We start from the raw sequence: 17,498 nt of genomic DNA, 5'->3' as shown, positions 1-17,498 counted from the left end.
GAAAAAGTAAAAACGAGTAAAAATTTTTGTTTGAGAGAAAATAAAGGAACCGCAGAGACGCGGAGAAGACAGAGTTAGAGTTTTTAAGTTGATAGGTTGTTTTTGAGGTAGAACCTCTGGGTTTGCATTCCCAGTCTGGAGACTGGGAACGATTAATTACTGATTTCTATAACCAATTTTCTAATTTTAATCCTGTGATTCTTGATAAATCGGAATCATGGGAAACTAAGGTTAAATCGTGAATTATTGCGGTAGCTGCTATAAATATATCTGCATCTTGTATTGGTAAACCTCTTTGTTTTAAGTCAGCATAAATTTCTGATGCTTTTTTAAAAATCGCCATATCATCTAATAGCAATACTTGGTATTTTTTCACCCAGTTTTCAAAGTCTGATAATTTTCTCACGGCTTTAACAGCTAAAAGTCCTCGCTCAATTTCATAGTAAGTCATCGCACTAATAAAAACTTGCTCATTTTGGCGATTTAACATTTTTAACCGATTATTTGCTTTTGGATTTTCTTTGAGAATTGCTGAAACAATATTTGTATCTAGTAGATATCCCATGTTTTTGTTATTTATTTCCGTTTTACTGCTTCATCAAATATTGCCATTTCTTCTGGTGTTAAATCATTCAATAAACCACTTATTGCTTCTAAAGCTAAAATTTTACTAATTCTTGCTGTTAAGTCATCATCAGCTATGGTTTCTACATCGTCTCCTAAATTTGGTCGAGTAAACAGTTCATACATTTTTTCAATCATCTGTTCTCTTTCTAACCTTTCTTGATATACACTGTTATTAGCAATCAAATTTTCCACAATTGCAGAAATTCGTTTATAGGTTGTTTGTTCTTGAATAGATGTGTTGCTCATATTCTTTACCTCTTTTTTTAGGATAGATAATATTTTAGCATAGAAAATAAAATATATGTCGATATTCCTAATAAACATCTAGGGTTCAATTTCTGGATCTGGAAAATTCATAATTTACCTGGAATATGTAAAAACACAGAAAAATATAATTTAATTATACCCACAAAAACCCAACAGCGTCAAACTGATTTTACCAAAAACCCGCACCCCCACCCCTTGAAAATCAGTCAACTTTAACAAATCAAACATTTCCCATCTTGAGTACATCATTAATATACAAATAGCCTCATTTTTCACCATCTGCTACAATAATTAATAATTCGTAATTACAGCAAATTTCATATATTTTTAAAAAACTCCTCCTTTGCGCCTCTGCGCCTCTGCGTGAGCTTTAAAAAAGTAGAAAATATAACAAAATTACTTCCTGAGTTTAGCAAGTTTCAAATCTTATATTTTAGGATGATCTGCGTAAATTTGAAATAACCACAAAAGACACAGGAAGAAAAATCATGGCTAAATTAGCTAAATCTTATGCCGCAATTGATGGTAATGAAGCGGTTGCGCGTGTTGCTTACAAATTAAATGAAGTAATTGCAATTTATCCGATCACACCATCATCAAATATGGGTGAATGGGCTGATGCTTGGATGGCAGAAAATAAACCTAATTTATGGGGTACAATTCCCAATGTCACCCAAATGCAAAGTGAAGGTGGTGCTGCTGCTGCGGTACATGGTGCATTACAAACAGGTGCTTTAAGTACAACTTTCACCGCTTCCCAAGGTTTGTTATTAATGATTCCCAATTTGTTTAAAATTGCGGGAGAATTAACCAGTTTTGTCCTTCATGTTTCGGCACGTTCTTTAGCTACCCACGCTTTATCTATTTTCGGTGATCACAGTGATGTGATGGCTGCTAGAAGTACAGGTTTTGCATTTTTATGTTCTGCTTCTGTACAAGAAAGTCATGATTTTGCACTTATTTCTCAAGCTGCAACTTTAGAAACCAGAGTTCCTTTTTTACACTTTTTTGATGGGTTTAGAACTTCCCATGAAGTGCAAAAAATTGAGTTATTATCTGACGAAGTTTTACGGGAATTAGTACCTTTAGAATTAGTTTCTGCACATCGTCAACGCTGTTTAACTCCTGATAAACCAGTGTTAAGAGGAACAGCACAAAACCCCGATGTTTATTTTCAATCTCGTGAAGGTGCAAACCCTTATTATAATGCTTGTCCTGATATTGTTCAAAGGATTATGGACAAGTTTGGAGAACAAACAGGACGATATTATAAATTATATGAATATCATGGACATCCCAAAGCAGACCGGGTAATTATTCTCATGGGTTCTGGTTGTGAAACTGTCCATGAAACTGTAGATTATCTGAATAACCAAGGTGAAAAAGTGGGAGTGATCAAAGTTCGACTTTTTCAACCTTTTGATGTGGGAAGATTTATCGAAGCTTTACCTAATAGTGTCAAATCTATTGCGGTTTTGGATAGAACTAAAGAACCAGGAAGCGCAGGTGAACCTTTATATTTAGAAGTAGTTACAGCTATCCATGAAGGATGGAAAAAAACCACCTTCCCGAAAATTGTCGGGGGTAGATATGGGTTATCTTCTAAAGAGTTTACCCCTGCAATGGTAAAAGCGGTTTTTGATCATCTCCGTCAATCAAAACCCAAGAATCATTTTACTATTGGGATTAATGATGATGTCACTTTTACTTCTGTAAATTTTGATCCTGGGTTTTCTACTGAACCAGATAGCGTTGTGCGTGCAATGTTCTATGGTTTGGGTTCTGATGGTACGGTAGGTGCAAATAAGAACTCAATTAAAATTATTGGGGAAGGTACAGAAAATAATGCTCAAGGTTATTTTGTGTATGATTCTAAAAAGTCTGGTTCAATGACGGTTTCTCATTTGCGGTTTGGTGCTGAGAAAATTCGCTCAACGTATCTCATCAACCAAGCTAATTTTATCGGTTGTCATCATTGGGGTTTCATTGAAACAATTGATATCTTAAAAAATGCTGCCACCGGAGCGACATTTTTATTAAATAGTCCCTATCCTGCGAAGGAAGTTTGGAAAAATTTACCTGTAAAAGTGCAACAGCAAATTATTGATAAAAACCTGAAAGTTTATGCTATTGATGCTAGTCAGGTGGCGAAAAATAGCGGGATGGGTAGAAGAATTAACACGATTATGCAGGTGTGTTTCTTTAAATTAGCGGGGGTATTGCCAGAAAAAGAAGCGATCGCTAAAATTAAACAAGCGATTGAAAAGACCTATGGTAAAAAAGGTGCAGATGTTGTCAACATGAATTTAAAAGCTGTTGATAACACTTTAGAAAATCTCCACGCAATCAAAATTCCTGCTACAACAAGTAGTAAGAAAAATCAGCAATCACCAATTACCAATTACCAATTACCAATCACCAAACCAGAATTTGTGGATCAAGTTTTGGGTAAAATTATGGTGTGGGAAGGTGATGACTTACCTGTAAGTGCTTTACCCGCAGATGGAACTTTCCCCACTGCAACCGCAAAATGGGAAAAACGCAACGTTGCAGAAGAAATTCCGGTTTGGGATGAGGATATCTGCGTTCAATGCGGTAAATGTGTGATGGTTTGTCCCCACGCTGCTATCCGTGCGAAAGCTTATGAAGCGGATAAATTAGTCAATGCACCTGCAAGTTTTAAGTCAGCAAATGCAAAAGATAAAAGTTTTGCTGGTCAGAAATTTACTATCCAAGTTGCACCAGAAGACTGTACAGGTTGCAGTATTTGTGTGGATGTTTGTCCTGCGAAAAATAAAGCAGAACCCAGCAAAAAAGCTATCAACATGAGTCCGCAGTTACCTTTGAGAGAACAGGAACGGGAAAACTGGGATTTCTTTTTAAGTTTACCAAATCCCGATCGCAGAAAGTTGAAATTAAATCAAATTCGTCAACAACAACTGCAAGAACCATTGTTTGAATTTTCTGGTGCTTGTGCAGGATGTGGAGAAACGCCATATCTTAAATTATTAACACAATTATTTGGCGATCGCTCACTCATTGCTAACGCTACCGGTTGTTCTTCTATTTATGGTGGAAACCTCCCCACAACTCCCTGGACTCAAAACGCAGAAGGAAGGGGTCCAGCATGGTCCAATAGTTTATTTGAAGATAACGCCGAATTTGGTTTTGGTTATCGTTTATCTATTGATAAACAAGCGGAATTTGCAGCCGAATTATTGCAACAATTAAATAGTGAAGTTGGGGATAATTTGGTAAATGATATCCTCAAAAATGCCCAAAAAACCGAAGCAGATATTTGGGAACAACGGGAAAATGTTGGAGTTCTCAAACAAAAACTAGATGAAATTTCAGCATCTCAAAATGACCAAAATCTCAAATCTAAAATCCAAAATCTCACATCTCTTGCTGATTATTTAGTCAAGAAAAGTGTGTGGATAGTAGGTGGTGATGGATGGGCTTATGACATTGACTTTCATGGAATTGATCACGTTTTAGCCAGTGGTAAAAATGTCAATATCTTGGTTATGGATACAGAAGTTTATTCTAACACAGGTGGTCAATCTTCCAAAGCAACTCCTACCGCAGCAGTCGCTAAATTTGCCGCCAGTGGTAAACCCGCAGCGAAGAAAGATTTAGGTTTAATGGCCATGACTTACGGTAATGTTTATGTGGCCAGCGTCGCTTTAGGTGCAAAAGATGAACACACATTAAAAGCATTCTTAGAAGCGGAAGCTTTTGATGGTCCATCCTTAATTATTGCCTATAGTCATTGTATTGCTCACGGCATTGATATGACCACTGGTTTACAACAACAAAAAGCCTTAGTTGACTCTGGTAGATGGTTGTTATATCGTTATAATCCTGCATTGCAAAATGAAGGTAAAAATCCCCTACAATTGGATATGAAAGCACCTTCTGAGTCAGTGGAAAAATCCATGTATCAGGAGAACCGGTTTAAGATGTTGATTAAGAGTAAACCGGAAATTGCTAAACAATTGTTAGCACAAGCGCAAGCGGAAGTTGATGCACGTTGGGAGATGTATCAATATTTGGCTAATAGGTAATAGGTAATAGGTAATTGGTAATGGGTTTTTACCTGTTACCTATTATCGAATTATTAATTAGAATTGTTTATTTACGCCAATTATCTATTACTAAAGGATAACCTAATGCTTGAATTTTCAGATAATGCTTAGTGTTACCTGTAACTAAAATTAAATTGTTTTGGATAGCGATAGAAGCTATTAATACATCTGCTAATCCTATAGGTTGTCCACTGCTTTCTAAATCAGCATGAATCAATCCTGAAAGTTCTGCACTTTTTTGGTCTAAATGTAGGATTTCCATTTCAGGTAAATCCGCTAAAAATTCTTGAATGCGATCATTACGATTTAGTTTTCTCCAACCCTTGATAATTTCGGAAACAGTAATCACAGAAATTGTATAATGTTTCCATATTGCTCTGTATGCAATAGCATTGGCGTTTATTTTAGAATTTTTACCTTTACGAATTTCCGAGGTTATATCTGTATCAATTAAAGATTTTCTCACAACTCAATTATTTTGTATTAACTTCTATGTTGTAAAATATCTTCAACCATTTTATCTACTAAGTCAGCATCATTAGACCATTCACCAATAAATGAATTATTGATTATTTCCGGTTTAGTTAGTTGCTCAATCATGGCTTTGATTAAATCTGAAACTTGACAATGATGAGTTTGTGTCAATTGTTCTATTTTGTCGTAAGTTGCTTGATCAAGTTCAATTTCTATTTTTTTCATAGTTTTGTGATGTTGATTTTATGTGGGTATATTATAACATATTTTTTTTAATAAACTTCCAATGATGAAAAAGAAGCCTTTTATAAATTCTTTCAGTTATTTGAGGAATTTTTTCACGGAAACACACATGAATGATGCAAGTTTGGAAGTTTACTTAGCAAGTTGAATCACTGTCAATAACTAATCAAAAGTGGGCATTTTGCCCACACTACATTATATTTTTGGTAAATTTACAAAAACTAGATTTACAACCTAGATTTTAAAGATTACTGTAATTTTTACCTATTTTTTGTGCGAGTTGATAAAAATATGTATTTTCTTCATCTGTAGCAAGTTGTGGTAATTTTCGATATTCAGATATTGCATAAAAAGCAATAAATTCAGGTTCTGACCATCCATTTTTCCAAATTAGTTTTTTGTTAGTTAAAATAATACCTTCCTTCCCATCATTCCAAAAACCAGTATTTTTCATTGCTAATATTTTTTCATCAGCTTCAAGTAGTGAATCTGCATAGCTAGATATAGCATTGGATAGCTTATCTATAGGAATATTAGGAGCAATTAAAAATCCTTTTATATGAGAATCTTGATTTAATTCCTTGTCAAGAAACCCTATAAAATCTTTTAGCTCAGGATCAGCTGGAATTTCCGTTAAAGTATACAATCTTGATTCCAGTTGATGTAGTATATTTGCATCTCGATGTTTTTGTCCTTTGAGAAATGACCACACTACAAAACCTGCACCAAATGCTATTAAAGATGCACCTCCTGTAATAACACTTAGTCCTCCTAAAGCTGAAATAATTGTAGTAATAGCAGCTGCTCCTGATAACGTACCTGCTACCTCCAACATAGAAGCAGCAGTCCAAGCAATGAGAACCGCACCTGCACCAGTTAAAGTTCCTGTTGTTGTAGCAATTCCTAAATTCTTATAATCTTCTGCATCCATTTGAGACACAAGTGCAACAGATAATAGTCCAGCTGCACCTATTAAAGCTGCTCCCCCAGTAACTACTGCTAAACCTCCTAGCATTCCCAAACCACCAGCAGCTACAGAACCTCCTCCTAAGTATACTAAAGTTGCTGTGGTAGATGCTCCTCCACTCAAACTACTAATAGCTACACCTGTCGCTGTTTGTGCTCCTAAAACATTGAGAACTCCCTGACCTATAGGTACAATATTGCTACCTGCTTTAGTAACGAAATTAGCTACACTTTTAACTCCACCAAAGTTTTTGTTGGCAGATTCGGCATCCTTTTCCGCAAAGATATTCTGTGCCATTAAATAAACTACTTTGCTACTATATGAAATATTAGAACCTAAAATAAATAAATTTAGAAGTTGCAAAGTATTTTGATCAGATATTTTTTGACCAGCCCGAATTTCTTTGTAAGTTCGTAAATAGGTTTCTTTATTTTGCAAACTTAAGTATTGATTATCTTGAATTAATTTAACAATAATTACATCTACAGTAAAAGCTCTCGATTTAGCACTTGCAAGTGAATAGATATTTTTAATGGACATAGGAATATCTGAACCAGCAATAATAGCTTCTAAATCTTCTAGATAACTAAAATCAGGCACTGGTTCTGAAGCTCTCACATATTGATATGTACCTCTAATTCTTTTCTTTCCATCTTCAGAGAGTTGAGATTTAGCTAGTGCTGTTTCAATCGCTTTTTCAATGATATTTAATAGACAAGTTTGATGAGCTATTTCATACCTTTGTCGAATTTGTTCATCTAAGTTAGATGAAGCTACCAAATATTGCAATAAATCCAGAGAAATAGTATCTTTTATATATTCACTATCTTCAACTAATTCATAAATTTCCTTTACTTGGGATTTGGTGGCATCTTTACGAATAAAATCAGCATTGTCTATTTCTTTATAAATCTTATCAGCTATTCTCACATCGGGATCATATAAACTATGAAAAATGAAAGTAACATCATTACCTTGCAACCCAATTTTAGGAATAGAAATGGTGTTATTTTCAATAATTCTTGGGGGGATTGTTAACTTATAAGAATCTCCAGACCTCAAAGTAACGTTTTGAATACCACCCCTTCTAGCAATATCATAAGGAACAAAAACATGATATTTTTCCTGGAAACTATCATCATTCGCACTCGCAATTTCTGGAAAAATTACATCTTTAGTTAAATAAACTCCAACACTAGAAACCAGCAGATTTAAAAACATCCGACGGTTAAGACTAAACAAGTCAGATGAATTATTGATCCTCTTCATACCTAAATACCTTCAAATTCAAAACGGTAGTATTTTTAAATGATTAAATTGTTTTCGTTGTCAACTTAACACAAAACCTATCATCTTGTCAAATTATTAACTTGTTTAGATATAACCCACATCAGTAAGTATAATGATATGGGTTTAAAATGTATATACTCATTAATTGAGTATTTATGTATATTTAAATATAATTAATAACAGTGATTTTTATTAACACCAATAAAAACAGGTAATTAGTTCTCACCAATTACCCAATATCATCAAACCCAAACTTAATCTATGGAGAGATCGCATCATCATAGTTAATAGCCTGAAGTATGCGATTTAAAATCACCTTCCCACCAGGATTAACCACCTCTAACCGAATAAAATTAGGATCACTAGGTCGCCAAGTTACTCGATATTTCATACCATTATTATTCCCAGTATAAACTTGCCGATCATTAGTACCTGAAGTTACAGCACCAGATAGATTAATGTTGGAATTACGATTACGGCGATTTTCTCCATAATAGTAATAGACATTATTATCAAAAGACAAACTTACTTCCCAGTCTTTATCAGCAAAATGTCCCTTGGGATAATTAAATTTTTGTGCCAGCGCAGGTTGAGGCATTGCTACATCTATAATTGCAGGTGTAGAAATCCCCAAAATTGCCGCTAATGTTATTGCTTTATAATTCATAAAACTCTCCCCCTGGAAAACAGGTAAAAAGTCTATATTTGTCTATATTTATGGATTCACTCTATAGCAAATCAATTTCGCTTTAAGCTGTTGTTTCTTCTTTATTGAGATTCCTGGAAATAAATAGTTTAGGAAACAGCAAACCAGAACTTTCTTTATATTCTTCAAACTCAGGATATCGAGACAAAGATTGATCTTTTTTCCGCATATTGGGAACAAATATCATGGCTATAAATAACCCCAGAATTAAAAAAGGTAGCCAATGCTGTGCTAACATGGCAAATGCTAGATAAATCAAGACTTCTCCCAAGTAATTAGTATTACGACATCTAGCAAAGAAACCTTCTGTAATTAGTCCAGTTTTGTATTTGAGTGTATAGTATTTTTGAGCATCACTAGCAAAGTGTAAAAACACTCCCACAATATTTAAAGAAATAGCCGCAGTTACTAACGGTAAAGGTGGAACAGTACCACTGCTAATAAGAATAAATGGTGCTACCCAATATAAGCCAAGTAGTATAAAGGTAATAATTCCCATCAAATTGGGAATTTCTTGTTCCCATTGTTTATCTGGGAAAATACGATCTTTTAGTAACCAAAGAAAACCATAAGTACCATGAAGGGCAAGATAAACCCAAGCTCCAATAGTAAAGTTATGGTAGAAAAACATTAGTCCTAACACTATAAAAAAAGTTAGACCTTTGTGAAAATTAATAGGATATTTTACCTTCATATTCTGGCTTTTTGTGAGAATTTTTCAAGTGTTTAAATAAATAGAGAGATAGGAAAATATCGCCTATCCCTCTGCCATAATTACTTCTTCGCAATTACCCAAACTGCGTGAACAATACCCAAAATGTAAAAACCAAAAATTGTTAACAGTAAATTAATCCAAAAATCTTTGCCAAAACCAACTTGTAAAAATACTCCCAAAGGTGGTAAAAAGATTGCTATTACGATTCTAATTAAGTCATTCATAATACTCTCCTGTTCATTGTCCACATCTCTATTATTAACATCACTTTCTCTAACTCGCATTCCTGAAAAGATACAGTAACCCGAACTAACACCCAGAATTAACACCCAGAAGTAACACCCAGAAGTAACACCTACATTAACCACCGCTGATTTTAGCTTTGTAACCTAACTTAACTAAAATCTCTAAAATCTTCTGTTTATGATCTCCTTGAATTTCAATTTCGTTCTCTTTCACAGTTCCCCCTGTACCGCATTGGGTTTTTAACTGTTTCAATAAAGCGGTTAAGGTTTCTGCTTTGGTTTGAAACCCGGTAATAACCGTGACTGTTTTTCCTTTCCTCCCTGCGCGGGTTGCTTGTACCCTTACATTTTGTTGGTTTGGGGGTAGTTCTTGTACTGGACGTTCTAAAGCAGGTGAGTTATCATTACCAAATTCTTGGTAAATTATAAGTTTGTCAGATTTTGATTTAGAGGAAGACATACAATTTAATTCTTAATTCAATCCAGCAATAATCTCAAGTAGACTCAAATTTTTTCCTACTGCTATTTTAACCAATTACTGTTCACTAATTACTGACTAATATAGGACTTAGGCAATATTGGACTAAAAACCTGGTTCTGATGTAGGGGTAATTCATGAATTACCCCTACTTTCGTTCTGTTTTGCGTAAGTCCTGTAGTATTTAGAAGATTCTCATACAGCATTCTCTAAGTAAAATATTCTCACTCCTAACTCCTGACTCCTGACTCTTGTACGGGTGTTCGCGAAGCGTGCTGGAAGCATCAGCTTTCTGGCGACTAATGATAAATTTTTATCCAAGGTTATTTCTGGAATGCTCCTAAATTATGATATTTTTTGTCAAGATTGGGGTAATATAAACAACCAATAAGAATAATCTGATCTATCATCACTATGTTCAAAACTAGATTATATGTATCTGATGGTACTAATTACGTACCTACTTCTAAACCGTATCGTCTCATAGGTGCGATCGCTGCTTTAATTCTTATCAGTCTGATCACTTCATCCGGAGGATCACTTATGAAGCACACTATTTCTAACTGTTGAGAAGGTTTTATTTGGGGTATCGCTGATCTAGTGATTGAGTTGGATCAATTAGCTAGTATTGTTGCTGTTGGTTTACTTTCTGCTAGGTTTGTAGGTGGTGCTTGGATCGGTTTAGCTTTTGTATTTGCTGCTTTATTTGAACAAATAATACATTTAGCTTCATTAAATCTACCAAGTATAGCCCCAGGTATAGAAATAGCGATCGCCTTGTTCTCTATTATCTGATAATGATTTTTCAAAATTGGGGTGCTCTAGAAATGATATACGCAGAAATAGAAACTAAAACAAACCGCTTAGAATCTTTAGAATCTATTGTTGAGCAAATCGGTGAAGCTGTGCTTTCTACTACCAATACTATTGAGCGTTTAGCTCAAAGAGTAGATGCTTTGATCGTACAAGTAGAATCACAGGGAAAACAATTACAGCAGCAAGGATATCAAATTTTTGCCTTGTGTGATGCTGTACAAAGTCTCGCTGAAACACAAAAAGATTCATTACAAGAAATCAATCAACTGACAAAATCTGTAGATAACATTGTGTTTTTGCTGCAAAGTGTAGATGAAGAAATATGAACTACCCCAGCTTATTCCCAAATCCAAAATCCAAAATTGGCATGATCAAACCTTTAATTGAGTAATTGCAATATTGCCAGCAAAACATACATCTACATCACTACCAGGAGTGCGATCGCGTTTACCATATTCACCAACATAATAAAAATTATCACCCTCTACTCGATAATTTACAGGTAAAGGTTTGGTACAGGGTAGACAAAAAACAACTTGAGGATCACCATCTCCCGGTAGTAGATGGGGTAAATTCACATTCCAAAAGCTACCAGGTGCTAAAGGCTTTTTCAGTAAATCTGCTAATATTACTGATGTCCATTTAGCAGCTAAATCCCAATTATAATTGAGTTTAGCTTTGCGATAATGAGAAATCGCCACACCAGGAATACCGTGCATTGCAGCTTCTCTCACCGCAGCAACAGTTCCAGAAATGTACGCATCCACTCCCAAATTACCACCAGCATTAATTCCTGAAAGCACAAACTTGACATCTTGACGAATTTGTGTTATGGCAATTCTCACACAATCAGCAGGAGTACCAGCAATAGCATATTCAAAATCAGAACGACGTTCTAATTTAATCGGTTCAGTTGTCGTCACCTGATGTCCACAACCAGACTGATGTGTTGCTGGTGCAGCGATAATTACATCTTTGTCATTTACCGCTTTCAGCAAAGCTTGAATACCTGGTGCGTCGATACCGTCGTCGTTAGTTAAGATGATTGTCATGAGATTTTAGAGTTTAGATTTTAGAGTTTAGATTGATTCGACCAATAAATCCTGAAATAAATCCTGAAATAAATCCTGAAATAAATCCTGAAATAAATCCTGGTAATTTTACCATCCAGGAATTATCCTCAAATCAGATGCTTTTGACCTAGATTATGTAGTATTTTGATTGCAAGAGTATTTTAGGATTCATTTCATGAAACAGCTACTCAAGCAATTATTTAGTGGTCATTCATACCTTACCCGTCTCATTGTACCTGTATTGGTGATGATGATGGCTATTTCTGTTTTTGTGACACCTGCTTTTGCTACTGGAGTATATCAAATACCCAACCTGACAGCAGATACCTGGATTGTAGATGAAGGTGATGTTCTTAGCCGTTTTAATGAAGGTCAAATCAGCGGTGCTTTTAAAGACTTGGCTAAAGCAACAGGTAATGAGGTGAGAATTGTTACCATTCACCGTTTCGACTATGGGGAAACACCGGAAAGTTTTGCGAAAGGACTATTTACAAAATGGTTTCCTACACCAGAAGCACAAGCTAACCAAGCGATTGTGATCGTTGATACTCTAACCAATGGTGCAACTATTGTCAGCGGGGATCAAGTGAAAACTCTCTTGACTGATGAGATCGCTAATAGTGTCACAGAAGAAACACTAGGGTCAGCATTACGGGATGGTAATAAATATAATCAAGGATTTTTGGATGTGCGCGATCGCCTAGTAGCAGTCCTTTCTGGTAAACCTGATCCTGGTCCACCAGCAGAAAAAGAAACTGTACAGGTAGAAAGCACATTTAGCAATGCGGAAGAAACCGACAAAAACAAAGGTAATGCTACTGCTTGGGTAGTAGGATTGTTAATTGCAGCTACTGTCATTCCCATGGCAACTTATTATTTATACCAAATCAATCAGCCTTCCAATCAGGGGTAAATAATGAGGGAATAGGTAGAATTTTTGTAAGGAGTCAGGAGATCAAGGAGTCAGGAGTCAGGAGTCAGGAGTCAGAATATTTGTTTGTAGCAACTGTATTCTGTATCCTGAATCCTTACGAATTTTTTACTTTACGATTTTGTACACAGTTGACCATGAAAAATACTTCTCAACATCCCAAACGTATTTTATTTTTACATCCTAATTTTCCCGGCCAATTTCGTCATCTGGCCACAACTTTAGCCAAAGATGATAAATATCAAGTAGTATTTGGTACAAATCGTCAGGAAGGATCAATACCAGGAGTATTGAAAGCTATTTATGAACCTTCCCGCACAGCAGCACCCCAAACTCATCATTATATCCGCAATTTAGAAAATGCAATTCTCACCGGACAAGCTGTATATCGCATTGCAGAACAATTAAAAACACAGGGTTTTATTCCCGATATAATTTACGGTCATTCTGGCTGGGGTCCGACATTATTTATGAAAGAAATTTTCCCGAAAGCAGAATTATTATGTTTCTTTGAATGGTTTTATCATGCTCGCGGTTCTGATGCCGATTTTGATCCCAGTGATCCATTAAATGCCGATGATTTGTGTCGTATTAAAGTCAAAAATTCACCGATTTTACTAGATTTATACCATTGCGATCGCGGACTTTCTCCTACTAATTGGCAACGTCAACAATTTCCCCTAGAATATCATCAAAAAATCACTGTTTGTCACGATGGAATTGATACTAATTTCTTTCAACCCAAGCCAGATACTAAATTAGTTTTACCCCGAATTAATCTTGATCTTTCCCATGTTTCAGAATTAATTACTTATGTAGCCAGAGGAATGGAACCTTATCGCGGTTTTCCTCAGTTTATGGAAGCAGTAGCATTAATTCAACAACAACGCCCAAACTGTCATATTGTAGTTGTGGGAGAAGATAGAGTAGCCTATGGAAAAAATCTTCCTGATGGGAAAACTTATAAACAATTAATGTTAGAAAAATTAGATTTAGATTTAACCAGATTACACTTTACTGGTTTACTTCCTTATACTGAATATTTGCAAGTTTTACAAGCATCCTCAGCCCATATTTATTTAACTTTTCCTTTTGTTTTATCCTGGTCAATGTTAGAAGCAATGTCCGCAGGATGTTTGTTAATAGCTTCTGATACTCCACCAGTTAAGGAAGTAATTAAAGATGGTAAAAATGGACTGTTGGTAAATTTCTTTTCTCCCCAACAAATTGCCGAAAAGGTGAATACAGCTTTAGATAATTCTCCAGATATGATTTCTATTCGTACCGCTGCACGCAAGACAATAGTTAATAATTATGATCTACAAACATTATTACCACAACATTTAGATTGGATGTTAGGTAAGACAGGTTTCGCGTCAACAATGTAGGGGCGAAGCATTCGGATGATAGTCTTAGGTAAAAACCGATAATTAATTGTCCGAATGCTTCGCCCTTAGAGGATGTTTGAAAGGTTTTTAATGTATATAGGACTAATATTTGATTTTTGAACAGAACTCCGTACATGGTTCGGCTTCGCTCACCATAAATACTGACAGCCTTCTTTCCCGTTCCCTGTTCCCTGCCTCTACGAAAAATTCATGAATCAAATCGGATCACTATAGGACTTACGCAAGATAAGCTGTTACACAGCTAAATTGTATAATCCTAATATTCTGAACTCTTGTTTAACAGGCAAGATGCCTGTTCCACTTATACAAATTAAATGCACAACAGCTTATGACTAAAAACCTTATTCTTGCGTAGGGGTAATTCATGAATTACCCCTACTTTCGTTCCCTTTTGCGTAATTCCTGGTATAAATAAACCCCTCTCCAAACCTCTCCCCGACGCGGGGAGAGGCTTTGAAACCCCCATTCCCTTGTAGGGAAGGGGGGAAGGGGGGTTAGGTTTCTAGAGATTATCGGTTTTATCTAATACTTTTCAAACAACCTCTTACGGTGGTCTAAAGACATGAAAACTGCTGTAAGCGGACTTGATATAATAATTAATAATTAGCTAATTCTTTGATCGCTTCTTCTTTGAGTCGTTGACGAATAGACAAAGGTGCTATTACTTCTCCATTTGGCCGCCAGTCTCGTAACCGCATCAAAACATTAATATCCCCAGTACGTATCCAAGCTTGATAATAAATATCTTGTTTATTTCTGTGTTTGATAATATCTAATATTTGCTGCTGCTGGGTTTCAGGAATGTCTGCTGTAATTAAATTTGCTAATTTTTCATAGGCAATACGCTGGAAAGAATGATGGCGAAATGTGTTATCTACATACCATTGGGCAAATGCTGGGGGAAAACGAATGATCAATAATTCCCGTTGTAGGTAAAAGTTGAAACCCCAAGCTTTTTCTAATTCTGTCTCTACATATTCTGGGGTGGGTAAGTTGCCACTGTGCCACATTTCTTTTAATTCTTTGGGTATACCCGGATCTCCCCAGGGAAGAATTTGCAATTTTTCTGAGGCGATGCGGTCCAGTCGGTAGTTGTGCCATGTTATATTTCCTTGGGGATCTATACCATAGGCGCTGAGATATTTGGCACGTCGGAGATAATGCAAACACACAGGATAAACGGTTATTTGTACTTTGCTTGCTGTAGCTGCGATCCAATATTCAAACTGCACTACTCCAGCGGCAGGTATACGCCATAGTTGTTCTAACTGTTCTTGATAGTTGTCTACTTGGTCCTGCATTTCTGGGGAGAGTATATAGTCTAAATGCAGAAATATCCGTTGTTGTGGTTCTTGGATGGTGGGGGATGTATGGGTATGATCTACTATTTGTTCCCACAAGTTTTGAATGATGATATCTAGGTTTGGCTGCACAAAGGATATGGACTCTAAGACGTGCAGTAGTTCCCAGGTTTGGGGTAGGGACAGTTGGGTAAAGGTTGTTTGTGCTGTTGCAGAAATTGTTGGTGCTGGGAGTTCGGTTTTGGTGAGAGTTTGATATTCTCCTTTGACTACTGTTTGCAGCCATCCTAAACGAGTTAGCTGTTTGAGATCATCTCTGAGGGAACGATGAACTGTGGCAAAGGGGGGTTGTTGTAGTTGTTGGTGCAGTTGTTGGGAACTGATGCCGGTGAGTTGTTGTATTTCTTGTTGCCATTGGGTTTGGCAAATGTGGCTATTGGCAGTTTGAATAATTTGCCATCCGCTTTGATGACAGATGCAGGTGGGGTCCTGACATTTGGTGGTTATTTGTTCGGCGTTGAGTTTTTCGCTTTTGGGGTGATAGTAGGAAAATAGGCGATCGCGTAATTGTGCGTAGGTAAATTTTTTTGCTAAGTCCGTTGTCCAGTTTTCTTCCCCATACAGTTTATTTAATATTACCCATAGTCTAATTGAACGCTGCAAACGGTTGGCTAGTTGTCCTGCTGCTAACCAATGTAATATTTGCGGTGTGGGTGGATAGGGGAAGCTGTTCAAATTGATAATTGATAATTGATAATTGACAATTGTTTAAGAGGGTGTTTAAAATCTCTTGTTTCCAGGAGACAAAAAAACCAATTGCAGTAAGTATAATTTCCAATTGTACATTGTTTATTAGACATCTCCACAATAGAATGTATTAATTTGTCATAAGTTGTGGGGGCGAAGTAGGGGCGAAGCATTCGAGCGATTAATGATCGGTATTCACCAAAGGATATTTTCCAAATGCTTCGCCCTTACAGGGCGATAATTTATCGAAAAAATCAGACATCTAGATATCCCATAAGCTTCGCCCTGCCCCCATAAATAAGTTCCAGAATTTCTTTTCTGGAGATGTCTATTGTTTATTGTCTATTTTGGCAAGTTCAATTTTTTGTATTGGCACTGCAAAAGCTGATTAAATTACGCAGGACTTACGCAACAGGGAACGAAAGTAGGGGTAATTCATGAATTACCCCTACGCAAGAATAAGGTTTTCAGTCACATCTTGCGTAAGTCCTAATTTATTACAACTAAGCGATCGCATTTTTTAGTAATTCTATCTTTTTTTATCCCCAAGTTTTGTTTCCATCCCCTTGCGGGAAATTGATGGTGAAAAACAAACTAGATCACCTCATCGCGGCAAAAAATTTCGCCGGAGAGTTTCCATCCCCTTGCGGGGAATTGGTTATGAAAAACCGTATTTTCTAGTCGCAAAAAATTTCGCCGCAATCGTTTCCATCCCCTTGCGGGGAATTGGTTATGAAAAACAAGAAGATGTAGAAACAACTGTAGCTGGAAAGGGTTTCCATCCCCTTGCGGGGAATTGGTTATGAAAAACCCTACACTCATGGAGACCTTGTTACAAATAGCTTTCAAGGGGCGTTTGCGCCAAGCTACGGAAACAATTAAATCTCTACTTTGATTTTGACACATTTGCAATATACAGCAGCTTTCAGCTATCAAGCTATTTTCAGGTAAATAAACCACATTTTGATTTAGGTTTCGCGTCAACAATGTAGGGGCGAAGCATTCGGACAATTAATTATCGGTTTTTACCTAAGGCTATCATCCGAATGCTTCGCCCTTACTGTGGTCTTCGGTTTTTACCTAAGGCTATCATCCGAATGCTTCGCCCTTACTGTGGTCTT

17 protein-coding genes are annotated in these 17,498 nt (G+C 36.3%); 6 read left to right on the top strand and 11 right to left on the bottom strand.

Going from position 1 to position 17,498, the window contains the following annotated elements; genetic code table 11:
• Window positions 1-166: 166 nt before the first annotated feature.
• Together PN497_RS25190 and PN497_RS25185 are read right to left on the bottom strand one after the other, a co-directional pair.
• Window positions 167-565, bottom strand: coding sequence for a type II toxin-antitoxin system VapC family toxin (locus PN497_RS25190; protein WP_096569771.1), 399 nt, complete (start codon window positions 563-565; stop codon window positions 167-169).
• An 11-nt stretch (window positions 566-576) separates the two neighbouring features.
• Window positions 577-873 (bottom strand): hypothetical protein, encoded by a 297-nt coding sequence (locus PN497_RS25185; protein WP_096569769.1) that lies wholly within the window; start codon window positions 871-873, stop codon window positions 577-579.
• Between the two features lie 509 nt (window positions 874-1,382).
• Between PN497_RS25185 and nifJ the strand changes: the two genes are divergently transcribed.
• Window positions 1,383-4,961, top strand: coding sequence for a pyruvate:ferredoxin (flavodoxin) oxidoreductase (nifJ, locus tag PN497_RS25180; protein WP_096569767.1), 3,579 nt, complete (start codon window positions 1,383-1,385; stop codon window positions 4,959-4,961).
• Between the two features lie 67 nt (window positions 4,962-5,028).
• On the opposite strand, the gene PN497_RS25175 is transcribed toward nifJ, so the two are convergent.
• The 7 genes from PN497_RS25175 to PN497_RS25145 form a co-directional block, all read right to left on the bottom strand.
• Window positions 5,029-5,448: a PIN domain-containing protein gene (locus PN497_RS25175; RefSeq protein WP_096569765.1), complete on the bottom strand. Its 420-nt coding sequence runs from the start codon at window positions 5,446-5,448 to the stop codon at window positions 5,029-5,031.
• A gap of 17 nt (window positions 5,449-5,465) precedes the next feature.
• Window positions 5,466-5,681, bottom strand: a complete 216-nt coding sequence (locus PN497_RS25170) for a hypothetical protein (protein ID WP_096569763.1) — start codon at window positions 5,679-5,681, stop codon at window positions 5,466-5,468.
• 259 nt (window positions 5,682-5,940) lie between these two features.
• The gene (locus tag PN497_RS25165; RefSeq protein WP_272111036.1) at window positions 5,941-7,935 is read right to left on the bottom strand and encodes a hypothetical protein; all 1,995 of its coding nucleotides are present in this window, start codon (window positions 7,933-7,935) and stop codon (window positions 5,941-5,943) included.
• A 280-nt stretch (window positions 7,936-8,215) separates the two neighbouring features.
• Window positions 8,216-8,623 carry a hypothetical protein gene (locus tag PN497_RS25160; protein WP_096569759.1) on the bottom strand — a complete coding sequence of 136 codons (408 nt, stop codon included), beginning with the start codon at window positions 8,621-8,623 and terminating at the stop codon, window positions 8,216-8,218.
• 82 nt (window positions 8,624-8,705) lie between these two features.
• Window positions 8,706-9,356 carry a methyltransferase family protein gene (locus PN497_RS25155; RefSeq protein ID WP_096569757.1) on the bottom strand — a complete coding sequence of 217 codons (651 nt, stop codon included), beginning with the start codon at window positions 9,354-9,356 and terminating at the stop codon, window positions 8,706-8,708.
• Window positions 9,357-9,436: 80 nt separating this feature from the next.
• Window positions 9,437-9,601 (bottom strand): YqaE/Pmp3 family membrane protein, encoded by a 165-nt coding sequence (locus PN497_RS25150; RefSeq protein WP_096572739.1) that lies wholly within the window; start codon window positions 9,599-9,601, stop codon window positions 9,437-9,439.
• A gap of 136 nt (window positions 9,602-9,737) precedes the next feature.
• Window positions 9,738-10,082: a translation initiation factor gene (locus PN497_RS25145; RefSeq protein ID WP_096569755.1), complete on the bottom strand. Its 345-nt coding sequence runs from the start codon at window positions 10,080-10,082 to the stop codon at window positions 9,738-9,740.
• Between the two features lie 597 nt (window positions 10,083-10,679).
• Between PN497_RS25145 and PN497_RS25140 the strand changes: the two genes are divergently transcribed.
• Together PN497_RS25140 and PN497_RS25135 are read left to right on the top strand one after the other, a co-directional pair.
• Window positions 10,680-10,895: a HupE/UreJ family protein gene (locus PN497_RS25140; RefSeq protein ID WP_409349346.1), complete on the top strand. Its 216-nt coding sequence runs from the start codon at window positions 10,680-10,682 to the stop codon at window positions 10,893-10,895.
• 32 nt (window positions 10,896-10,927) lie between these two features.
• Complete coding sequence (locus PN497_RS25135) at window positions 10,928-11,242, top strand: hypothetical protein (protein ID WP_096572738.1); 315 nt, start codon at window positions 10,928-10,930, stop codon at window positions 11,240-11,242.
• A gap of 45 nt (window positions 11,243-11,287) precedes the next feature.
• Here PN497_RS25135 and surE read toward each other — a convergent pair whose 3' ends face one another.
• Entirely contained in the window at window positions 11,288-11,968 is a 681-nt protein-coding gene (gene surE / locus PN497_RS25130; RefSeq protein ID WP_096569753.1) for a 5'/3'-nucleotidase SurE, read from the bottom strand.
• Between the two features lie 196 nt (window positions 11,969-12,164).
• Between surE and psb32 the strand changes: the two genes are divergently transcribed.
• Entirely contained in the window at window positions 12,165-12,902 is a 738-nt protein-coding gene (psb32, locus tag PN497_RS25125; protein ID WP_096569750.1) for a photosystem II repair protein Psb32, read from the top strand.
• A 155-nt stretch (window positions 12,903-13,057) separates the two neighbouring features.
• A complete protein-coding gene (locus PN497_RS25120; RefSeq protein ID WP_096569748.1) occupies window positions 13,058-14,308 on the top strand; it encodes a glycosyltransferase family 4 protein in 1,251 nt (416 codons plus the stop codon).
• Window positions 14,309-14,925: 617 nt separating this feature from the next.
• On the opposite strand, the gene PN497_RS25115 is transcribed toward PN497_RS25120, so the two are convergent.
• On the bottom strand, window positions 14,926-16,365 hold the full coding sequence (locus PN497_RS25115) for a TIGR03985 family CRISPR-associated protein (protein WP_272111031.1): 1,440 nt from the start codon (window positions 16,363-16,365) through the stop codon (window positions 14,926-14,928).
• A gap of 578 nt (window positions 16,366-16,943) precedes the next feature.
• Between PN497_RS25115 and PN497_RS25110 the strand changes: the two genes are divergently transcribed.
• Entirely contained in the window at window positions 16,944-17,183 is a 240-nt protein-coding gene (locus PN497_RS25110; protein ID WP_096569744.1) for a hypothetical protein, read from the top strand.
• Window positions 17,184-17,498 lie beyond the last annotated feature (315 nt).

This window comes from Sphaerospermopsis kisseleviana CS-549 (assembly GCF_028329225.1).
Taxonomy (GTDB): domain Bacteria; phylum Cyanobacteriota; class Cyanobacteriia; order Cyanobacteriales; family Nostocaceae; genus Sphaerospermopsis; species Sphaerospermopsis kisseleviana.
The sequence above is the reverse complement of the archived record's forward strand: the minus strand, read 5'-3'. Positions and strand labels throughout refer to the sequence as shown.

Bases quoted from the DNA above. Each gene is read 5' to 3' on its own strand.
- PN497_RS25190 (WP_096569771.1), bottom strand. From the start codon at position 565: ATGGGATATCTACTAGATACAAATATTGTTTCAGCAATTCTCAAAGAA.
- PN497_RS25185 (WP_096569769.1), bottom strand. From the start codon at position 873: ATGAGCAACACATCTATTCAAGAACAAACAACCTATAAACGAATTTCT.
- nifJ (WP_096569767.1), top strand. From the start codon at position 1,383: ATGGCTAAATTAGCTAAATCTTATGCCGCAATTGATGGTAATGAAGCG.
- PN497_RS25170 (WP_096569763.1), bottom strand. From the start codon at position 5,681: ATGAAAAAAATAGAAATTGAACTTGATCAAGCAACTTACGACAAAATA.
- PN497_RS25165 (WP_272111036.1), bottom strand. From the start codon at position 7,935: ATGAAGAGGATCAATAATTCATCTGACTTGTTTAGTCTTAACCGTCGG.
- PN497_RS25160 (WP_096569759.1), bottom strand. From the start codon at position 8,623: ATGAATTATAAAGCAATAACATTAGCGGCAATTTTGGGGATTTCTACA.
- PN497_RS25155 (WP_096569757.1), bottom strand. From the start codon at position 9,356: ATGAAGGTAAAATATCCTATTAATTTTCACAAAGGTCTAACTTTTTTT.
- PN497_RS25150 (WP_096572739.1), bottom strand. From the start codon at position 9,601: ATGAATGACTTAATTAGAATCGTAATAGCAATCTTTTTACCACCTTTG.
- PN497_RS25145 (WP_096569755.1), bottom strand. From the start codon at position 10,082: ATGTCTTCCTCTAAATCAAAATCTGACAAACTTATAATTTACCAAGAA.
- PN497_RS25135 (WP_096572738.1), top strand. From the start codon at position 10,928: ATGATATACGCAGAAATAGAAACTAAAACAAACCGCTTAGAATCTTTA.
- surE (WP_096569753.1), bottom strand. From the start codon at position 11,968: ATGACAATCATCTTAACTAACGACGACGGTATCGACGCACCAGGTATT.
- psb32 (WP_096569750.1), top strand. From the start codon at position 12,165: ATGAAACAGCTACTCAAGCAATTATTTAGTGGTCATTCATACCTTACC.
- PN497_RS25120 (WP_096569748.1), top strand. From the start codon at position 13,058: ATGAAAAATACTTCTCAACATCCCAAACGTATTTTATTTTTACATCCT.